The organism is Pedobacter nyackensis, from assembly GCF_900176505.1.
GTDB lineage: Bacteria > Bacteroidota > Bacteroidia > Sphingobacteriales > Sphingobacteriaceae > Pedobacter > Pedobacter nyackensis.
This window is the reverse complement of the sequence record NZ_FWYB01000002.1, coordinates 403,189-424,214: the sequence shown is the minus strand read 5'-3', so window position 1 is coordinate 424,214 and position 21,026 is coordinate 403,189. Positions and strand designations below refer to the sequence as shown.

Genomic DNA, 21,026 nt, shown 5'->3' with positions numbered 1-21,026 from the left:
TTTGAAATTAGGCTCGTTTTAACTCAAATATCGTTATTTCTGGCAAGATTCCAACTCTTCCCGGATAGCCTAAAAAGCCATAGCCTACATTCACATAAAGTTGTTGATTTTGTGCCTGGTATAAACCTGCCCATTCTTTATAAATGTACTGAACGGGGCTCCATTGAAAATATTCGGTTCTTACGCCAAATTGCATCCCGTGGGTATGGCCACTAAACATGGCGTCAATCTGAGGGTATTTTTCAAGCACCTGTCCACGCCAGTGTGAAGGATCGTGCGAAAGGAGCAGTTTTACCGGCAAGTCGTCAGTGTTTTCAACTGCAAGGTCCATGCGGCCATATTTAGGGAAACGGCCCATTCCCCAGTTCTCGATACCCAGAACCCCAATCTCTTCTCCATCTACTTTTAAACGTCTGTTTTCGTTCATTAGCAAGTCCCAGCCCATTAGTTTGTGTGTTGTTATCACATCCTGCAGGTTTTTTGCTTTGGCAGCTGAGGGCGCTTTACCGAAGTAGTAATCGCCATAATCATGGTTCCCAAGTGTAGAGTACACCCCTAATGGAGCTTTTATTTTTGAGAAAATATCCTGGTAATCGCGCATTTCTGTGGCTCTGTCATTCACCAGATCACCAGTAAAGAAGACAAAGTCCGGCTTTTCTGCAAGCAACATTTCTACGCCACCGAGTACGGCTCTGGGGTTGTAAAAACTACCTGAGTGAACATCAGAGATCTGTGCCATTTTTATGCCGTCAAATGCCCTTGGTAAGTTTGGTAAAATGAGCGTACGACGTTTTATTCTGTAATCGTAGGCACCGGATACGATTCCCCAGCTCAATGAGGCAAGTGGAATGGCAGCGGTAATAATTCCAGCTTTTACAATAAAAGCAGAGCGGCTTATGGTCTCTTTGGCACTTTCGGCATCGGTTGTCTGTTGTACTGCTTTTTGTTTTCTCTTCTTCCTTATTTTGGTGAGTTTGATAAATGCCCTTCTCAGGTCATCAATCAATAGAAAGGGAAGCATCACTACCTTGCTACCAACTGTTAGAAAGAAGGCTACAAGGATAACAGCTCTCAATGTAAGATAAAGATTCAGGTATATACTCGCAAAGACACCTATCACTAAACCAAAGGTATAGGACCACCAAAGAATGCTGAACAACAATTTAGTGCGGGGCTGCCATTTTTTGAATACGGATAAAATAGCACGGTAGCAGTAGTAGTCGAATATTAAAAGGAAAACAGATAAAAAAATGATTAGGGATAATCGGCCCATAGTATGTATTTGTATTTTGAATTAAAATTGTTGTAGGTTAGTCTTCGTCTCTAAAGTCGATATTAAATAGGCTATCGAACATATCGGAGAAGCCAAATCCTCCATCCAGGTATTTTTTGTTAAGTTGTGAGTATTCGGCTAAACCATGCAGGGTTAATTCCATCAGCAAAAATGTTTGTCTTTCGAGTACTTTGGGATGCAGTAATTTAATCAAATCATATAAACCGTCAACTTTCAACAGTTCTTTTTGATATTGATCGGTATTTAGGTTGTCAGTTAAACTCAGTGTATTCCCTTCTGTAAACCACTCCGTAATTTTTGAATAGGGATTGGCTCCTTTACTTTTCTTTGCTTTTTCCGGATCAGGCATAAATATGGGGAATCGGCTTTTGATGGCTTTACCAATAAGTATGTTGGCCACTTTTGCAGGCCCTTCGATCTCACCTTCGTAAACCAGTTCGATCTTTCCGGTTATGGCCGGAATGATACCTGCGAGATCCGACAGTCGTACCACGGTTGTTTTTTCCTTTCTAATGAGCATTCGTCGCTCTGCTGCACTGATCAGGTTTTCGTATGCTGAAATGGTAAGCCTTGCAGATACACCCGATTTCTGATCAATTAATTCACTTTGGCGAGCTTCAAAAGCAACCTGTTCAATAAGGTCTGTGATGAGCCCGTCGGCATGGATGTTTTTACGTTGTTCAGGCGTGATTTTGGCTTCCTGGAGTGTAATTTTTCCCGCAATGTCTAAGGTCTTAGGGTAATGCGTAAGAATCTGGCTTTCAATACGGTCTTTTAAAGGGGTGACTATAGAGCCACGATTGGTATAATCCTCTGGATTTGCCGTAAATACAAATTGAATATCCAGTGGTAAGCGTAATTTGAATCCTCTGATTTGGATGTCTTTTTCCTGCAGCATATTAAACAAGGCGACTTGTATTCTGGCTTGCAGGTCGGGCAGCTCATTAATTACAAAGATACCGCGATGCGCTCTCGGGATCAATCCAAAATGGATTACCCGCTCATCATTATAGGTTAGTTTTAATGTAGCAGCCTTAATGGGGTCAACATCACCAATCAAATCGGCCACAGTCACGTCGGGTGTCGCTAATTTTTCGGTATAGCGATCCGAGCGATGCTGCCAGCTGATAGGGGTATTGTCACCATGGATCATAATTTCATGTTTGGCATACCATGAAATGGGATTTAATGGGTCATCAAAAATCTCACTGCCGGTTACATATGGGATAAATTCGTCTAACAAATTGACCATTAAGCGGGCAATTTTGGTTTTCGCTTGCCCCCTTAAACCCAACAACAATACGTTGTGCCGGGATAAAATGGCCGTATGCAACTCTGGGATTACGGAGTCATCGTACCCTAAAATACCTTCAAATTTGGCTGTTCTGTTTTTAAGCTGTGTGACCAGGTTTTTTCGGAGCTCATCTTTTACCGATATTGATTTATATCGTGCGGCTTTTAATTGACCAAGTGTTTTTATCTTATTGTGATCCATTTATGTCTTTTGTTTTAGGATTAAAGATTAAGGAGCTCCTTACCTTACGATCTTTCTTCTATTTTTTATGTAATCCTCAAATATGTATTCTCCTAATCCGCTTAGGGAGCTGTAAAAAGCTCTTCCCCCGTTTACCTGAGTAAATTCCCTCACAAATTGTTGTAAATATGGGTCTTTAGCAATCATAAAGGTAGTGATGGGTATCCGGAGTCTTTTACATTGCGCGGCCATGCTTAAAGTTTTGGTGATTACTTTTCGGTCTAAGCCCATGCTATTCTTATAATAGCCTCCGTTTTCTTTTAAACAGGTAGGTTTACCATCGGTGATCATGAAGATTTGCTTGTTATGCGTTTTACGTCTGCGTAAGAGGTTAACCGCGAGCTCCAGACCGGCATAGGTATTGGTGTGGTAGGGGCCAACCTGTAAATAAGGCAAATCTTTAACTGTAATTGGCCAGGCATCATTACCAAAAACAACAATGTCTAAAGTATCTTTAGGATAACGGGTATGAATGAGCTCGGCAAGGGCCATAGCTACTTTCTTAGCGGGGGTTATTCTGTCTTCGCCATACAAAATCATGGAATGGGATATGTCGATCATGAGTACCGTAGAGGTGAGGGTTTTATAATCCTTTTCTTCTACCTCCAGATCGCGTTCCGTTAGCGTAAAGTTTCCTATGCCATGATTGATCTGGGCATTGTGGATGGAGGCTGTCATGTCTATCTGATCAAGACTGTCGCCAAATGCATATTCCCTTCTGTCGGCGTTCTTTTCCTCGCCTATGCCTGAGGTATTGGCATTGTGGTTTCCTTTTCCAGCTTTTTTCAGTTTCCCGAAAATCTCCTCAAGGGCAGCCTTGCGAATAGTTTGTTCTGTTTTGGGTGTAATGCTGAAAGTACCTTTTGCCGTATCTTCTGTGATATAGCCTTTTTCTTTCAGGTCGTCGAGAAAATTACCCATACCATAGGCATCGGTGGTAATTTTGTACTGCTTGTCCAGTTCATTCATCCACACCAAGGCTTCACCCGCATCACCAGCTGTTATATTGAGCAGTTTGGTAAACAGGTCCAGTAATTCTTCAAACCCGCCCTTCGGGAAGGCATCAGACTTAAAATCAGAAAATTGGTACCCTCTCATATACTAAGTATAAACGACTTATCGAAGGTAAAAGTTTGTGGTATCAGTAATGTTATCCGGTTGTAAAAATACCTTTAAGTATTACTTAGGTTCGCCCTTCGCTAATGCACGCTCAGCTCTTTTGATGGCTACACGTTCTCTCCATTTTGCGTATGGTGCTTTGAAAGCCATTTTTAACATGCTGTCTACGCCACCTTTAACGGCGAGGTTAAAAACGCTTTGTGCTTTTCTGGATAGAGACGCATCCCATGCTCTAAGACTTAAAGAGAATGATCCATCCAGGTATTTCATCCAGTGCCACATACCTGTAGGCATAAATAAGGTATCACCATGCTCCAGAAATACTTCGTAACCTTCTACGCCTTTCAAGGCTGGGAATTTCTCGAAATCGGGGTTGGCAACATCATAGTCCTCTAAAGCATATGTTGCATTGGGGATGCAATACAAGCGCTTTTTCCACTTGTTGTCGAACAATATAATGTGCTTTCTGCCACCAAAATGCGTATGAAAAAGGTGAGGCAGGTCTATGTCGTAATGTAAAAAAGTAACCGAATTGGAGCCTCCAAAGAACATGGCAGGCATGCTTTCAATAAAGCCACCCATGAGGTCTTTAGGAATAACGATGTCATCAACCAGATTAGGCGCATGCTTAAACAGGTTGAAGAAAAAGATCCTGAGTTCGGTTGGTTTAGACTTGATGAGGTCCAGATAGTCGCCAAAGCGCATTTCCGCTACGGAAGCATTGATGGGTTTCGAAGGATCTGCCTTTGAGTTGTCCATAAGGCTCACGTTCACCTCTCCGGCTAATTGCTTTAAATAGTCGGTTGTCCACTTTTCACGTGCCGGCCAGGATTTAGTTAGCCCTTTAATGATTAAAGGACGGCGCGCATCCAGGTAGTTCTTCTTAAAATCAGCAGGGCTGATGCTCTCAACGGTATCTACCGGCCTTAAAATAAAGCTCATATGTTTAATAATAAGATGCTTGTGACCGGCTCAATGCCAATTACCGATCTTATTTAGAGCAAACTTAGAGATTTTTTTTTCATTGGAATATAATTTTGTTTTCAAACTTGTCATGTTTTTTATGCTGAATGTCTTCCGCACTTCTTTCGTAAACAGCTTTACTTGGTTACACAATGCCAATAATGTGAGTTAAAATTGATAAGATTGCAGAACAATTGATGTAATTTAAACATGATCATTTACAGTGCCCATACCGATCAAGATTTAATCACCTTGTTAAGGAGGGGAGATCATGATGCATTTACCGAAATTTATAAGCGGTATTGGTCTGTACTATATCTTCATGCGCGGCATATGCTTAGGCAGGAGGATCAGGCAAGGGATGTTGTTCAGGAAGTTTTTACAGCGATGTGGAACAAGCATGCACAATTTGAACTCACTATTAGTCTGAATGCCTATCTGTATAAAGCGGTTCGAAATACGATATTAAATATCATCCGCCATGGAAAGGTACAAGAAAATTACCTGGCAGATCTGGGGGATTTTATTGATCAGGAAAAAGTACAAACAGATGAGTTGGTTCGCTATAATGATTTAAAACGCTTAATCGAAAGGGAGATCTTAAATATGCCACCAAAAATGCGGGAGATATTTGAAATGAGCAGGAAGGAAGGACTTTCGCATGCGGAGATCGGGGAGCGCTTAGGTATTTCCGACTTAACCGTAAAAAAACAGGTTAGTAAGGCTGTAACTATGCTTAGGAAGAAATTTAAAATACCACTGGCTACATTGATTATTTTGTTGCGGATACTCCCATGAAGAAAGTTAGGTGTCTTACCACTATAAACATAAAGTTGGTGTTGTAATATGATGAATAAGGAAGGCGCAGAAGCACTTTTACAAAGATATTTAGAGGATCGTTGTGATGCTAAGGAAAGGGCTATCGTCGAGTCCTGGTATAATGCACGTGGGGAAAAGAATGCCGTGTTTAATTCTTCTGAGGACCTTGACCTTACTGAGGAGTTAATATGGAATGGAATTTCGAAACGCTCATCTATACCTAAAAAGAACCTGTTTACTTTTAATCGGATTGCAGTTGCGGCTTCTTTAATTTTAATGTTGGGCATCGCATTTTGGTTTTATAAATTTCAGCAGGGGCAAAATAATAAAGATTTTATTTTAAGTCAGATGCAGCGCAATGATATTGCTCCCGGTCGCAATAGGGCAACATTAACACTCGACGATGGAAAGGTAATCGACTTAAGTGATGCAAAAACAGGAGTTGTTATTGATGCAAATAAATTGAGTTATAATGATGGAACAGCTATTCTCAAAACATCAGCTGGACAGTCGCCGGAAGAAGTAGAATTACGTTGGATAACTGCAAATACGCCACGTGGCGGACAGTATCAATTTATATTGCCCGATGGTAGCAAGGTATGGCTTAATGCCGCAAGTAAGTTGAAGTTCCCTTCAACCTTTTCCGGGGCGGCTAATCGAAAAGTAGAATTGAGCGGGGAAGCCTATTTTGAAATCTCTAAAGATAAAAAGCATCCTTTTATCGTCATTTCCAGGGGGCAGGAAGTTGAAGTACTCGGTACTCATTTTAACATCAATGGTTATAATGATGAAGGGGGTACTAAAACTACAGTCCTTGAAGGATCTGTAAGGGTTACGCTCGTGGATAGCCGTAATGTTGGGAGATCAAATGTTACCTTAAAACTTAACCAACAGGCCGTGTTAACAGGCTATGAGCATTTAGCTGTTAAAGAGGTTGATGCGGCTGAGATAGCTTCCTGGAAAAACGGTAAGTTTATTTTCAACAGTGAAGCGTTAGGCAGTATCATGAAACAGGCAGAACGCTGGTACAACGTTGTGGCTGTATTTCAAGATGATATTAAAGATCTCAAGCTAACAGGCGCAATATCCAGATATGAAAACATCTCAGGTCTGCTTAAAACTTTAGAAGCCACAGGGGAAGTCAATTTTAAAATTGAAGGAAACCGGATTCTTATAAAAAAGGCGAAATAGTATAGGTTCCATTTGCTGCTATTCTGAAGCCCCAGGAGGTAAATCCATTATTTTTAATTTAGGTGTACTCCCTATAGGAAAGGTGCGTGTCCTATCAATATAACAATGAACTAAAACCAAACCAATTTACTATGACCAGAATTTTACGACAGCGAAATTAATTCTCAACAGGTGGCTTTTAATGAAGCCAGGCAATGGTTCGAAGCATTGCCCGGCAAGATTTGAGTTAACCTTTCCTAAGACCAGCTAAAGCAGGCCTTGGATCAAATAATTGTGGAACTATTGTATATCAACTCAAACCAAGTCAAACTTAGGTAATCTTGCTTAATAAAGCAATGTTAATGGTCATTCATCGACCTCCTAATGAAGGCTAAAAAAAACGATGAAAAGTATGAATTTGAATACTTTGATAACTTCAAGCTGCTTGTCAGAAGGAAGTAATCACACTAGAAAAAAAACACTACTGATTATGAAATTAATCATAATTATCATGACCTTTTTCCTTGCGCAGGCAAGCGCAGGTTCTTATGCCCAGAATATCAGTTTATCCAGGGCAAACGTTTCACTAAAGTCTGTTTTAAAAGAAATAAAGCTGCAAAGTGGATTTGATATTGTTTATGCGGACTATCTGCTGAAGAATAGCCATCCGGTTACCATTAAGTTAAATAATGCTAATTTAAAAACGGCCATTAGCGAAAGCTTAAAAGGACAGAAGTTAACCTATGAAATTCTTGAAAAAACGGTTGTCATAAGAAAGGAAGAGCCTTCCTTTCGTGACAGGATTAGTTCTCTCTTTACTGCTATTGATGTGCGTGGCCGCGTGGTGGATGAAAAGAATGAACCTCTTGTAGGCGCAGTTGTAAAAGTTAAGGGAACAAATACGGCTACTGCAACGAACAGTAAAGGTGATTTTGAATTCAAAGGGATTGATGAACAGGCAGTGCTTGTGGTTTCATTTATTGGCTATACATTAAAAGAAGTGCCTGCAAATCAGGTTTCTCCTTTAACAATTCGTTTAGAAGTAAACCAGAATGAACTCGAAGAGGTGTCGGTTATGGTCTCTACAGGTTATCAGCAAATACCAAAAGAACGTGCTACCGGATCTTATGGCGTTGTTACACAAAAAAATCTTGTAGGTAAACTCCAAACTAATATCATTGATCGGTTAGAGGGGCAGGTGGCCGGTTTAACCGCTTATAAGGGAGCAGTTCAAATAAGAGGGAAGTCGACGATCTCTGGAACAATTGCACCGCTTTATGTCGTAGATGGAGTACCTTATGAAGGTTCAATAGATGCGATAAATCCTTCCGATGTTGTGGGCGTAACTATACTGAAAGACGCTACTGCGGCCTCTATTTACGGAGCCCGATCTGCTAATGGTGTTATTGTAATCACGACAAAAATGGGGGTAGCAGGACCATTAAGAATTTCATATAATGGAAGTTTGAAATTGACACCTCTTCCTGATGCCAGTTATAATAACTTATTATCAAGTTCAGAATTTATCGATTTTCAGCAAACTCTTTTCAAATTGAGTGCCCCAGCACTGCAACCAGGAACTTATGTAAACGAGGTTCGTCAATTGTTTTATGATCGCGCTGCTAATAAAATAGATGAGGCTGAATTAAATAGACAATTGGATATTTATCGCAACAGAGATCGTAAAGACCAGCTTGTTGATGAATTATTGAGAAGAAGAGCAATCGATCAACAGCACAACTTATCATTATCCGGAGGTACAGCAAAACATCGTTACGCTTTGTCTGTAAACTATTTACAGGCGATGCCATACGAACAAGCTCAAACTAATGATCGGAAAGGTTATAATTTTAAAAACAGCTTTGATATTACGTCCTGGCTACGATTAGATGCCGGCATTTTAGGAAGTTTCACTGGAGAAGCGTATAACAATGGATTTTCAGGAATGAGTGTGTACACTGGTGCGGGAAAGGCATCTTATCTTTTGTTTAAGGATGAAAATGGCAATCCACTACCCTGGTATCAGGCAAAATCTCAAAGCGAGTTGAATAGATTAACCGGATTAGGATTGTTGGATGAGAGTTATTTTCCACTTCAGGAGTTGAATAATCAACGGTTTGAATCTAATGAGAAGTATCAGAATTTTAATGTTGGCGCTAACTTTAAATTGATTAAAGGATTAACATTAGATCTGAAGTATCAAAAAGAATTAAGAAATAATTTTCAAAAGCAATTCTATAGTAAGGATTCATGGTTTGTTAAAACGATGGTTAACAATGCGACTCAGATAAAAAGTGGCGTAATCACTCAAAATATTCCAACCGGAGGACAGATTAAGGAAATTCGTGGAGACGGAGACTCGCATACCTTGCGGGCTCAATTGAATTATAATAAAATAATTAATGATCAGCATGAGATAGTTGTAATTGCCGGTGCCGAGCAACGTAAGGTGAGATCCTCGTCCACGGCAACTTATAGAGTCGGTTATGATGACAATAGCCTTTCTTTTAAAGCAATAGATGAAAAGTCAATAGCTAATTTAACAGGTACACAAGCACTTTTTGGATCATTTAATTACAGTAATATGGGGGCAGGCTTTTTTTCTACTGAGAATCGTTATGTCTCTTTTTATGGTAATGCATCTTATACTTATAATCGTCGTTTTACAGCAAGCGCCAGTATCCGTATGGATCAATCCAATTTATTCGGAACAGACCCCAAATATCAGTATCGTCCATTATGGTCTGCAGGTGGATCTTATCTGATCTCAGAGCATGATTTAGATTGGTTGGATCGTTTGTCGCTACGCGCTACCTATGGTATAAATGGTAATATCGCTAAATTGAGTGGTCCATTTTTGACCGTAATTGAGAGTGGAATAAACGATTATATTAACGAACCTTCATCTCAAGTTAGATTTCCTCCTAACTCTGGCTTACGTTGGGAAAAAACAAGGGTAACTAATTTAGGTGTCGATTTTAATCTCTTCAAATCAGCACTAAGTGGAAGCATTGAGGTTTACAATAAAAGCACATCAGATTTGTTAAAATCGAAGATTTCGGATCCTACTTATGGCTGGACTGACCTGACAGTAAACTATGGGGATATGTATAATCGTGGTTTGGAGGTTTCTTTAAATTCACAAAATATTGTTAGACCTGACTTTAGCTGGAGAACATCGATGAATTTCTCTTACAATAAAAATAAGCTGACCAGAATAGAAAATACCAATGGTGCTGCAGTTTTTTATATTCAAGCGGATCAGATTCGTGAAGGAAAACCATTAAATAGTCTTTATAGCGTGCGTTGGGCAGGCCTTGACAATACAGGAGCGCCACAGGGTTACGATAGAAATGGAAATATTGTAAAGTCGTTTGCAAACCTTACGATGGAAGATTTGCAATATGCAGGAACAACAGTTCCGCCTTATGCAGCCTCTTTATCAAACAATTTTAAATATAAGAATTTTGATTTATCGTTTATGTTCCTCTATTATGGCGGACACGTGATGAGAAGTATGTTTGGTAATTATATTGTTGGGACCGGTATTTCCGCAAATGTCGACAGACTGACTGCGAATTTCTGGCAAAAGCCAGGGGATGAAAACGACGCATCTAAAGCTCCGGCTTTTAGACAAGGTGTAAATGCTAATTTAGGAAATCTATGGTCGGCCGCTGATAAGCATGTACAGAAAGGTGATTATATCAAACTTAGGGATATTTCAATTGGCTATGAACTGCCAACTAAAGCAGTCCATAAATACGGATTGGATAATGTGAGGATTTCTTGTCAGATCCAGAATGCCTGGAGATGGGCTGCAAATAATCAAGGACTTGATCCTGAGGTTTGGAATGGTTCTTCTTTAACACCATCCAGAGGCAATTTGCAACCTACTACTTACACCCTTGGATTATCTCTAAATTTTTAATCGCTGAAATCATGAAGCCATCATAAGCATACAAATATCAATGTATCTGCTTATGATAGCTTCATTACCATTGAAAACAAAATTATATTCAAATGAAAAATATAACAATAATTTTATCGGCTCTGTTGCTGTTTTTATTGCCTTCCTGCAAAAAATATCTTGACATCAAGCCAAAAGGTATTCTCATTCCGGAATTTTACGATGACTATGTTAAGTTGTTGAATCATAAAACGATGATGAGTGCCGATAACCCTTATGTAGTTTACATTACTGATGATATGCTGTTGGGCGATTTATCAGTTCCTTTCGGCCAGTTTCAACAGGGGAGCGAAGGCCAGAAGAATATGTATTCTTTTGCGCATGGTTCAATTTTTAGTGCGGGAACAGACGACCTTTTATGGCAAAATGCCTATAAAAGAATTTACACTTTTAATGTGGTCATCAATAATGTTCTTTCTTGTACCGATGGGAATCCAAAAGACAAGGAAGCCTTGGCTGCAGAAGCAAAAGTAGGTCGTGCTTTTGAATATTTGTTGCTGGTCAATACTTATGCAAAAGATTATGATGCTAATTCTGCTGCTAATGATTTAGGTGTCCCTTTAGTGTTATCCGAAGATATTAATAAGGATTATAAGCGTAATACAGTACGAGAAGTTTATGATCAGATTTTTAAGGATTTGAACGAAGCCTTGCCTCATCTGTCGGCCACTACTCCGCATCGCTTTAAGCCATCAAGGCAAGTCGGTAATGCATTTATGGCTAAGATGTATTTTTATATGAAGGATTATGAGAATGCCCGTATTTATGCAGAGAAAGCATTGCTGGATAATAGTCAGTTAACCAATATGAAGCTGTACAGCATTAATCCTGCGGCGAATGGGTTTGGGCGAATTTATGATGCTGCGACGGGTAAGTCCTATCCGGAAGCTAAGGACAATGTGGAGAGCATTTATGCAAGATATGGAGATAATCTGATTTCTCTTTCGCGGAATGTTTATGCCAGTGCAGATTTGTTGGCTACTTATAACCACGATTTGCCTCCTGGAGCAACAGATCAGCGTAGATTGTTGTTTTTTGCCGACAATACTTTTAAACTTAATGGTCAGCTAAATTTTCCGGGTAAAAGCATGTGGGTGCCGTATGTAATGTTTAATTCAGGATTTAATACTTCAGAGTTATTCTTGATTGCCGCAGAGGGATATGCGCGCAAAGGTGAGGCTCAAAAGGCCTTGGCTTTGGTAGATAAGTTGCGTTATAATCGTATTAATGGTAATAAAGATTTGCCATTGGTTGACGCTAAAATGGCGTTAAAGATTGTACTGGAGGAAAGACGTAGGGAGTTTGCGTTCTGTGGAAGCATGCGTTTGATCGATTTGAAACGATTGAACAGAGAGGCTGATTGGAAAAAGGATATTGTTCATTCGGCAGGTAGCGAGAGTTGGACCCTTCCCGCCAATGACCTACGGTACATTTTACCCTTACCTCCTAAAGTTCTTAGTCTTAACCCTTCCCTTCCTCAATACAACAGAGATTAGCCCATATTATCCATTGATTAATGACAAAAATAATTAAGTATTATAAGCTCGTATTTTTCTTTTTGCTGGTTGCAAATGATTTATCTGGGCAATCCAAAAAGGTGTTAGATCACACTACTTTTAACAGTTGGAAGTTTATCTCAGGGGATAAAATCTCCCCGAATGGTAAATGGTTTGGATATGAGATCAGGAATAAAGCCGCATATCAGGTATTATTATTAGGGAACAGAGAAAAGGTAGATACTATTCTTCATGGAGCCAATTTGCAATTCAGTTCGGATTCAAAATTTTGTACTTATACGGTGGGCGCGGAAGCGAAGAATAAGGTTTTTCGACTTCGTAATTTGGTAACAGGAGAATTGCTGGATTTTAAAGGGCAGCCAATCGTTAGCTTCATAAAATCATCTCCATGCTTGTTGCAGGTTATACGTAAAAGTAAAGTCGATTCTACGGTTAAGAAGAATACAATCTTGAACAGTTTAGTGCTTTACAATCCTACATCCAAAGATTCTGTGGTGTTTGAATCCGTTTTAAAACATAGGTATTCAGATGATCAGAATTACGTTTTGGTCTTGCAACAGGAAAAGAAGATTAGCAGGTTGTCGTTGTTTCACATCCCTTCTGGTCATAAAAAGGTGATCGTATCTGGAAATGTGAATTATACAATGGCTACATTTTCGAAAAATTCGGATCAATTGGCCTATATCTCTGAAGATATAAAGGCTAAGGATACGTTGTACAAGATTTATGTGGTGAAAACCAAAAGTGGACAACGGCTAGATTCAGTTACCAATAGCACGCGGGGCTTATCTTCAGGATATCGAATCTCAGCTAATGAACTCCTTAGTTTTTCTGCTAATGGGCAAAAAGTTTACTTTAAAAGTAGCGCGTATACAGTAGCTGATACCGTTAGGAAGAAGAAAGTTTTGCTTGATATCTGGAAATGGGATCAGTCAACAATTCCTCCTATGGATAAAAAAGGTACTGCCATAAAGAGTAGTAATTTTTATCAATATGTGATTGGAAATAAAAAGGTAGTTCAGTTAGGTGATTCAGAAATGCCTTATTTACAGTTCCCAGAAGGTGATAAGGAAGGCGTATCTATTGGCTTTAGTGATTTGAGATATCAAAATCTTGTGGGGATTGAAGCGAGTAGGCTATATGATGCCTATCTGGTTAATATGGAGACCGGTAAAAATAAAATGGTGCTGGAAAGGAAGTATTATATTCCAAAAATTTCCTTTGATAAACAGTACATCAGTTGGTACGAGCCAACGGATAGTTCATGGTACAGTATGAACACAAAAACATTGGAAAAAAGGAACCTTACCCGAAATATCAAAGATGTTTTTTATAATGATGAGCTGGATATGCCGATGCACTCTACTCATTATGGGGATGCTGGCTGGGACACGGAAACACATTGGTTTCTGGTACATAGTAAGTATGACTTGTGGAAAATTGATGCCTCAGGTAAAAATGTGCCGGTTTGCTTAACAAAGGGCACCGGTCGGAAACAAGGCATAGTTTTCAGATATATCAAACCCGAAAAAACGGAGCGATACATAGATTTGAAAGCCGTTCAATATTTTACAGCTTTTCAATCCAAAACTAAAAAGGATGGTTATTTTGTACTTAAGCCAAATGGCAGTTTTGATCAATTGGCGCTCTCAGATCATACTTATGGTGGATTAAACATCTCAGAAGATGGAACTGCTTGTCTCTGGAAAAAAGGAGATTTTACTGAATATCCTGAATTGTATTATTCTGATCAGAATTTTGCTAACATAAAAAAAATATCAATCACCAATCCTCAGCAAAAAGACTATAACTGGGGGACATCAGAATTGGTGGAATGGGAAAGCTTTAACAAAGATTCTTTACAAGGTATCTTGTGTAAGCCAGAGAATTTTGACCCTAGTAAAAAATATCCTATGATTGTTTATTTCTATGAGCAACGAAGTGATTTGTTACACCGCTATAATGCTCCAGATGCAATGAAATCGGTAGTAAACTGGTCTTATTTGGTGAGCAATGGTTATTTGGTTTTTATTCCGGATGTAGTTTTTAGAACAGCTGCACCTGGAGCAAGTTCATATGATGCAATTGTGAGTGGTGTTAATGCTTTAACAACACAATACGATTTTATTGACAAGGATCGGATAGGGATTAATGGCCATAGTTGGGGAGGTTATCAGGCTGCCTATCTGATCACGAAGACCAACATGTTTAAAGCGGCCATGGCTGGAGCAATTGTATCTAACATGACCAGTGCTTATGGTGGTATTCGCTGGGAAACTGGTCAAAGCAGGATGTTCCAATATGAACATACTCAGAGTCGTATGGGGACAACCTTGTGGAGCAATCCATTGGCTTATATCAGTAATTCGCCTTTATTTGGCCTTCCTAATGTTAAAACTCCTGTTTTGATGATGCATAATGACCAGGATGGTTCTGTGCCTTGGGAGCAAGGAATAGAGTTTTTTACAGGACTGCGCAGGTTAAATAAACCGGCATGGATGCTGAATTACAAAGGTGAAGGTCATCTACTCGAAAAGAAGGAAAATAAAGAGGATTTTACGAACAAAGTAATGGGCTTTTTCGATTATTATCTTAAAGATAAGCCTAAACCCGATTGGATGTAAGTTCAAAAATAAAACCCCTGGCAAATGAATTGCCAGGGGTTTTTTGATAAAAGATAGTTCTCTTTTACACAAACGTTTGCGCAGATGTTTCTTTGGGTGGTCAGTTTTCCGAAAAAACAAATGCTTCTTAAAAAAGTTATATTAAGTGAATGTATCTGCCTGGTATATAATTTGGTAGAATATATTTTTTACAACTGTTTTAATCCTTATCAGATTTCTATTGTCATAGGAATATAATTAATTCGATCATTGTATGAAAACACCTGCAAAAGTTATCTATTCCTTTGTGTTTGTCCTTTTGGTTACTGTATTGTGTTCGGCCTTTCAAAAGGAGAAACCGGCTGCAGTGAAGTTTTCCTTCCCCTATAAAAAGGCTGGGTTAGACGAGCGACAAGCTGCGGCACATCTTTTAAGCCGGTTTACTTATGGAGCAAAGCCAGAAGATATCGATGCGGTGGTTAAAATTGGATTGGAGAAATGGTTTGTGCAGCAATTGGATGGCAAGATCGAGGATGAAGCTTTAAACAAGTCCTTAAGCCAATACGACGATATCAATCTGAGCAATGCAGAAGTAGAGGATAAGTATCCTCGCCCAGGCCAAGCGCTACGTATGGCTGTTAAGGAAGGGGTAATCAATAAGGATTCAGTAAATAAGGGGGATGGGAAGGAGTACCGACAGCAGATCAAAGCTTTTATGGATTCAAAAGGCTATAAGCCTCAGCAGGAACTATTCCGCCAGTTTTTTAATCAAAAAATACTAAGAGCAACTTATACGAATAATCAGCTAAACGAATTGCTAACTGATTTCTGGTTCAACCACTTCAATGTCTCGCTGACAAAAAATCAAAGTGCCCCATTTACTCCTGCTTATGAAAGGGATGTGATCAGGCCTAATGTTACAGGTAAATTTCAAACCTTGTTGATGGCCACGGCAAAATCTCCGGCCATGCTAATGTACCTGGACAATTTTTCGAGCAGCGGACAGCCGGTCGCAAATAATGATGACATGCAGATGCAAATGGGAGAAAAGAAAACATTGAAGAAACGCCCAGGTTTCAGAGCAACAGCTATTGCAAATTCACCTGCACTTAAAAAACTGCAGGAGAAAAAGAAACAAGGTGGTTTGAACGAAAACTATGCTCGTGAGGTGATGGAACTGCATACTTTAGGGGTTGATGGTGGATATACTCAGAGTGATGTTACCCAGGCAGCGAGGGTGCTAACAGGTTGGACCATCGCTCCTATGGGTGAAAACGGTTATGGCTTTGCTGCTAAAAATCTGCTTGAAAAGACTGATAAAAACACGCTTGAGAAACGTGGTTTTGTACATGATGGCGACTTTCTGTTTATGCCAACAAGACATGATAATGGTGAAAGGATCGTATTGGGCAAACATTTTCCGGCAAACGGTGGGTATGAAGAAGGGGTGGAGCTTCTCACCATGTTAGCACATCACCCCTCAACTGCAAAGTTTATTTCGAAAAAGCTAGCGACAAGATTTGTGAATGACAATCCTGCGTCTTCATTGGTAGATAAAATGGCAAAAACATTTACTAAAACTGATGGTGACATTAAGCAGATGATGATTACTATGGCTACAGCGCCTGAGTTTTGGAGTAAGGAATCGTTAAGAGAGAAAACAAAATCTCCTTTTGAGTTGGCAATAAGTGCTGTAAGAAGTTTGAATGCCGAAATCACTCAGCCCTACCAATTGTACAACTGGATTAATAAAATGGGACAGAAGATGTACTATTACCAGGCACCTACAGGCTTTCCGGATAAAGGACAATACTGGATTAATACGGGATCTTTGTTAAACAGAATGAATTTTGGATTAGCGCTGGCTACCCAACGTATTCCGGGTATTAAGATCAATCTGGCATCTTTAAATAATAACCATGAACCTGAAAGCGCTGATGCTGCATTGCTGATTTATTGTAAGTTGATTATGCCCGAACGTGATGTACTGGAAACGGTTAAGCGGTTAAAACCAATGTTGAATGATCCGAATCTGGTTAGTAAGGTAGAAAGTGCTGCTGCCAAAACTGGGCCACCTCAAACCATGGATACCATGGAAAATGAGGAGATGGTGATGAAGACAAATAAAAAAGGTATTGAGAAACCTGTTAAAAAGAATTCCGGCAAAAATGCAACAGCGGTTACGCTGTCCGGAGGAAACAATACGATGCTTGCACAAGTGGTCGGTGTGATTATAGGCTCTCCTGAATTTCAACGTAAATAACCCCTAAAAATATAATCATGACTTCAAGAAGAGGATTTATAAAAGCTGGCGGACTGGCACTATTTGGAATTGGATTGGGTGGTATTCCTGGTTTTTTAGCAGAAGCTGTTGCCGGAACTAAAGCTCCGGGTTTGTTTAAAAGGAAAAAGATAATGGTTTGCATCTTTCAGCGTGGCGCAATGGATGGGCTGATGGCGGTAACTCCTTTTACTGATAAATACTTAAAAGCAGCCCGCCCAACGTTGTTTATGGATGCCGCCAAAGGAAGCAAAACTACACCGCTGATAGATCTGGATGGACGCTTTGGTTTACACCCCTCAATGGCAGCTTTCGAAAGCATGTTCAGGGAAAAAAGAATGGCCATTGTACATGGAATAGGCTCCCCAAATAATACCCGCTCACATTTTGATGCTCAGGATTACATGGAGTCGGGCACGCCATTCAGAAAAGGCACCGATAGTGGCTGGTTAAACCGCGCAGTAGGCTTACTGGGGCATGATGCTGCTACGCCTTTTCAGGGAGTGAGCTTAACTTCATCTTTGCCCAGATCATTTTATGGAGAGAACCCAGCTGTTGCCATTAGTAATCTGCAGGACTTTAATATACAATTAAGAGGTAATGTTAAGGGCGCAAACATGGCTGCAAAAAGCTTCGAAGACTTGTACGATACCACTTCTTCCGGCTTGTTAAAGGAAACAGGAAAGGAAAGTTTTGATGCCATGAAAATGCTTCAAAAAGTAGATACAAAGAATTATAAACCATCAAATAATGCCATATATCCTAATACAGCACTAGGCAATTCATTGAAACAGATTGCACAGTTAATTAAAATGGATGTGGGTATGGAAGTCGCCTTTGCCGAATCTGGAGGCTGGGATACGCACTTTAATCAGGGCGCAGACACAGGTATCTTTGCAAGGAATGTAAACGACCTGAGCAATAGTATCATGGCCTTTTGGGCTGATATGGGCACATATCAGGATGATGTAACCGTAATGACGATGACTGAATTCGGACGTACTGTTAAACAAAATGGTACAGGAGGAACAGATCACGGCAGGGCTTCATGTAATTTCATTCTGGGTAATAGTGTAAATGGCGGATTGGTACACGGTCTGGTTAACCCACTTGCTATTGAGAATCTTGAAGATGGAAGGGACCTCGCAGTAACTACCGATTTCAGAAGTGTATTTAGTGAAGTGGCAGACAAACACCTGAATATCAATAATGATAAGGTGTTGTTCCCGGATTGGGAAGGTAACAAAATTGGGGTGATGCGCTAAGCAGTTTTTATGCTATTTTTTTTATGATTAATTTAGCTAGGTGAAAATAGCCCTTTTATCCCTGTTCGGAGTGCTGACAATAGCCTCCTGTAATCAGAAAACTACTAAGAATGAAACTGCTGTATCAGTTGAGAAAACAGATCTTAGCTGCTGTGATGCGACCTTGCCTAAAAGGTTTGGCGCTATAAAGGGCATTGATTCATTGGGCGCAAATGATAAGCAAGGCAAGGCCTCGCATGAGGGGATGAAGTTTATTCCTACCGGAGATTTTGTAATGGGTGCTGCGGATAATGAAGGACGACCTGATGAATATCCGGCACATGAAGTTGCAGTAGACGGCTTTTGGATTGATGAATCGGAAGTAACTAATGCACAGTTTGCACGCTTTGTAAAAGCTACTGGCTATGTAACACTGGCCGAACGTAAACCGGACTGGGAGGAACTGAAAAAACAATTGCCTCCGGGTACACCTAAACCGGCTGATGAATTGCTGCAACCTGCTTCTTTAACCTTTAAAAAGCCCGCTCAGCGAGTAAATATTAACGATGTATCACAATGGTGGAGTTGGACAGAAGGTGCGAACTGGAAACATCCGCAAGGGCCAAAAAGCAATATTATCGGTAAAGACAATTATCCGGTTACACAGGTAGCCTGGGTAGATGCAGCTGCTTATGCTAAATGGGCAGGTAAACGTTTACCTACCGAAGCAGAGTGGGAATACGCGGCTCGTGGTGGTCTAAAAAGTAAAAAGTACCCATGGGGTGATGAAGATCTAATCAAGGGTAGGGTCAAAGCCAATACCTGGCAGGGAGAGTTCCCTTATAATGATTTAAAAACAGATGGGTATGCAAGTGTAGCACCCGTAAAGTCATTCGCGGCAAATGGATATGGCTTGTATGATATGGCTGGTAATGTATGGGAATGGACTGCCGATTGGTACACTACAGATTATTATAAGACGAATAAGGGTAAACAAAGCAACCCTAAAGGCCCTGCTGAAAGTTATGATCCTGAGGAGCCAACAATTCCTAAGAAGATCATCAGAGGAGGCTCATTCATGTGCCATTCTTCCTATTGCAAAGGCTATAGGGTAAGTTCTAAAATGAAATCTTCTGTAGATACAGGACTTGAAAATACGGGTTTCAGGTGTGTAGCCAATTAAGGCTACACACAGATTTAACTTATGGTAACTTGTTAAAATCGATTACCGGATGAGGTTTACCTGATGACTCACGGGTAAACTTTGTGTTTTTAGGCGTGAAATCATTAAAGAAACCACAGTTCTTTAGGAAAAATGCATTCTTTTCAGCGCCTCCGGCGTAATCTTTTCTATAATTGATACTAGCAGTTGCATCAACAGTAAAAGTAGCACCTGTTACTTCATGCCATTTTCCTGTATGGTCAATAGCCCACTGGTTTTGGTAATTGCCCTTGCGCGACTGATCGCCCATTGTTGGTGAGAAGTTTTCCAGGAAGGAATGTAAGCCTTTTAAGTACACTGCTGATTGAGGTCTTTCAAAGCTAGCTACCAATATCCAGTCACCTTTTGCTACATCTTTAAAGTAAGCCGTATATACTGTTGATTTCTTTACTGTGTTAGGTTGTGCGCGGATCAGGAAAGCATAAGTGTTGCCGGCAACCCATGGGAAGCGCATATAGCTTTGTCCGCCTGAACCTTCATTGCCAAATTCGCCTGTTTTAGTGATGTCCCCTTTTTTTAGCAAAACTACTTTCATACTGTCGGGGATCAGCTTAGGATCATCCGTTGTAAAAGGACTCCATATTGAAAAGAGTACTCTTCGTTCTGTGGCAGAGTTCACCTGCATACCGAAATAGCCACCACTAAATCCATTGGCCATATAATAGGTGCCTAGCTTGTCCTCACCAACGGGAACGGTTATTTCATTGTAAAACCATTCTACATTTTCTGCGGCTTTTGGAATTTCATATTTCAAATGTACAGATGGCCCTCTGTGGCCCCAATAGAAATAGTTTCCTTCATTGTTTTTAACATAGGCGGCACCCTTGTTCAGACTGCTTCCGCTAACAATGAGGTCAGAAATATTCGCAAAAACGCTTCCTGTTTTAGAAATGCCTTTAAGCTCTATTTTTACATAGCCGGGCTGTTTAATCTGAACGTTTCCTATTTTAATGATTTCGGATTGACTGTTACTGATCTCCTTAGTAAAGGTCTTGCCTGCTGCGGTTAAGCTGATTTTGCTATTGCCTTCAGGTACATTTAACTGGAGTGAAAGCTCCGCATCGCCAGGGGTTTCTGTACGAAAGTAAACGGTGATCGTTTCTGATTTTGAAGACCAGTTGCTCAATCCCTCCTTATTGATTTTTGCGGTTGCGTTTTTACTTAACCAACCATTTCCTCCAAGAGGTACAACAATGGTAGCAGGTTCAGCATTACCCGTTTTATTCGCAAAACAAAGGGTACAGAATATGAGCTGGAAGGCCAGAAGAATGAAGGTGGTTCTTTTCATGATGA

General features: G+C 40.1%; 13 protein-coding genes. 8 read left to right on the top strand and 5 right to left on the bottom strand.

What is annotated here, in order from left to right:
- Positions 1-7: 7 nt before the first annotated feature.
- The 4 genes from B9A18_RS05995 to B9A18_RS05980 all read right to left on the bottom strand — a co-directional run bounded on the left by B9A18_RS05995 (position 8) and on the right by B9A18_RS05980 (position 4,889).
- Positions 8-1,273 (bottom strand): metallophosphoesterase, encoded by a 1,266-nt coding sequence (locus tag B9A18_RS05995; protein WP_084288159.1) that lies wholly within the window; start codon positions 1,271-1,273, stop codon positions 8-10.
- 37 nt (positions 1,274-1,310) lie between these two features.
- Positions 1,311-2,789, bottom strand: a complete 1,479-nt coding sequence (locus B9A18_RS05990; protein ID WP_084288156.1) for a sigma 54-interacting transcriptional regulator — start codon at positions 2,787-2,789, stop codon at positions 1,311-1,313.
- A gap of 39 nt (positions 2,790-2,828) precedes the next feature.
- Positions 2,829-3,926 carry a vWA domain-containing protein gene (locus tag B9A18_RS05985; RefSeq protein ID WP_084288153.1) on the bottom strand — a complete coding sequence of 366 codons (1,098 nt, stop codon included), beginning with the start codon at positions 3,924-3,926 and terminating at the stop codon, positions 2,829-2,831.
- A gap of 81 nt (positions 3,927-4,007) precedes the next feature.
- A complete protein-coding gene (locus tag B9A18_RS05980) occupies positions 4,008-4,889 on the bottom strand; it encodes a cupin-like domain-containing protein (protein WP_084288150.1) in 882 nt (293 codons plus the stop codon).
- A gap of 231 nt (positions 4,890-5,120) precedes the next feature.
- Here B9A18_RS05980 and B9A18_RS05975 point away from each other — a divergent pair, with 231 nt between their 5' ends.
- The 8 genes from B9A18_RS05975 (at position 5,121) to B9A18_RS05940 (ending at position 19,694) form a co-directional block, all read left to right on the top strand.
- Positions 5,121-5,708, top strand: a complete 588-nt coding sequence (locus tag B9A18_RS05975; RefSeq protein ID WP_084288148.1) for an RNA polymerase sigma factor — start codon at positions 5,121-5,123, stop codon at positions 5,706-5,708.
- A 48-nt stretch (positions 5,709-5,756) separates the two neighbouring features.
- Complete coding sequence (locus B9A18_RS05970) at positions 5,757-6,920, top strand: FecR family protein (protein ID WP_084288145.1); 1,164 nt, start codon at positions 5,757-5,759, stop codon at positions 6,918-6,920.
- Positions 6,921-7,389: 469 nt separating this feature from the next.
- Entirely contained in the window at positions 7,390-10,827 is a 3,438-nt protein-coding gene (locus B9A18_RS05965) for a SusC/RagA family TonB-linked outer membrane protein (RefSeq protein ID WP_159452614.1), read from the top strand.
- 92 nt (positions 10,828-10,919) lie between these two features.
- Positions 10,920-12,362 (top strand): RagB/SusD family nutrient uptake outer membrane protein, encoded by a 1,443-nt coding sequence (locus B9A18_RS05960; protein ID WP_084288139.1) that lies wholly within the window; start codon positions 10,920-10,922, stop codon positions 12,360-12,362.
- Positions 12,363-12,382: 20 nt separating this feature from the next.
- On the top strand, positions 12,383-15,007 hold the full coding sequence (locus B9A18_RS05955; RefSeq protein WP_084288137.1) for an alpha/beta hydrolase family protein: 2,625 nt from the start codon (positions 12,383-12,385) through the stop codon (positions 15,005-15,007).
- A gap of 253 nt (positions 15,008-15,260) precedes the next feature.
- On the top strand, positions 15,261-17,249 hold the full coding sequence (locus tag B9A18_RS05950) for a DUF1800 domain-containing protein (protein WP_084288135.1): 1,989 nt from the start codon (positions 15,261-15,263) through the stop codon (positions 17,247-17,249).
- Positions 17,250-17,266: 17 nt separating this feature from the next.
- Positions 17,267-18,532, top strand: coding sequence for a DUF1501 domain-containing protein (locus B9A18_RS05945; protein WP_084288132.1), 1,266 nt, complete (start codon positions 17,267-17,269; stop codon positions 18,530-18,532).
- A gap of 40 nt (positions 18,533-18,572) precedes the next feature.
- Positions 18,573-19,694, top strand: a complete 1,122-nt coding sequence (locus tag B9A18_RS05940; protein ID WP_235005245.1) for a formylglycine-generating enzyme family protein — start codon at positions 18,573-18,575, stop codon at positions 19,692-19,694.
- A 19-nt stretch (positions 19,695-19,713) separates the two neighbouring features.
- On the opposite strand, the gene B9A18_RS05935 is transcribed toward B9A18_RS05940, so the two are convergent.
- The gene (locus B9A18_RS05935) at positions 19,714-21,021 is read right to left on the bottom strand and encodes a DUF3472 domain-containing protein (RefSeq protein ID WP_084288130.1); all 1,308 of its coding nucleotides are present in this window, start codon (positions 21,019-21,021) and stop codon (positions 19,714-19,716) included.
- Between the last annotated feature and the right edge of the window lie 5 nt (positions 21,022-21,026).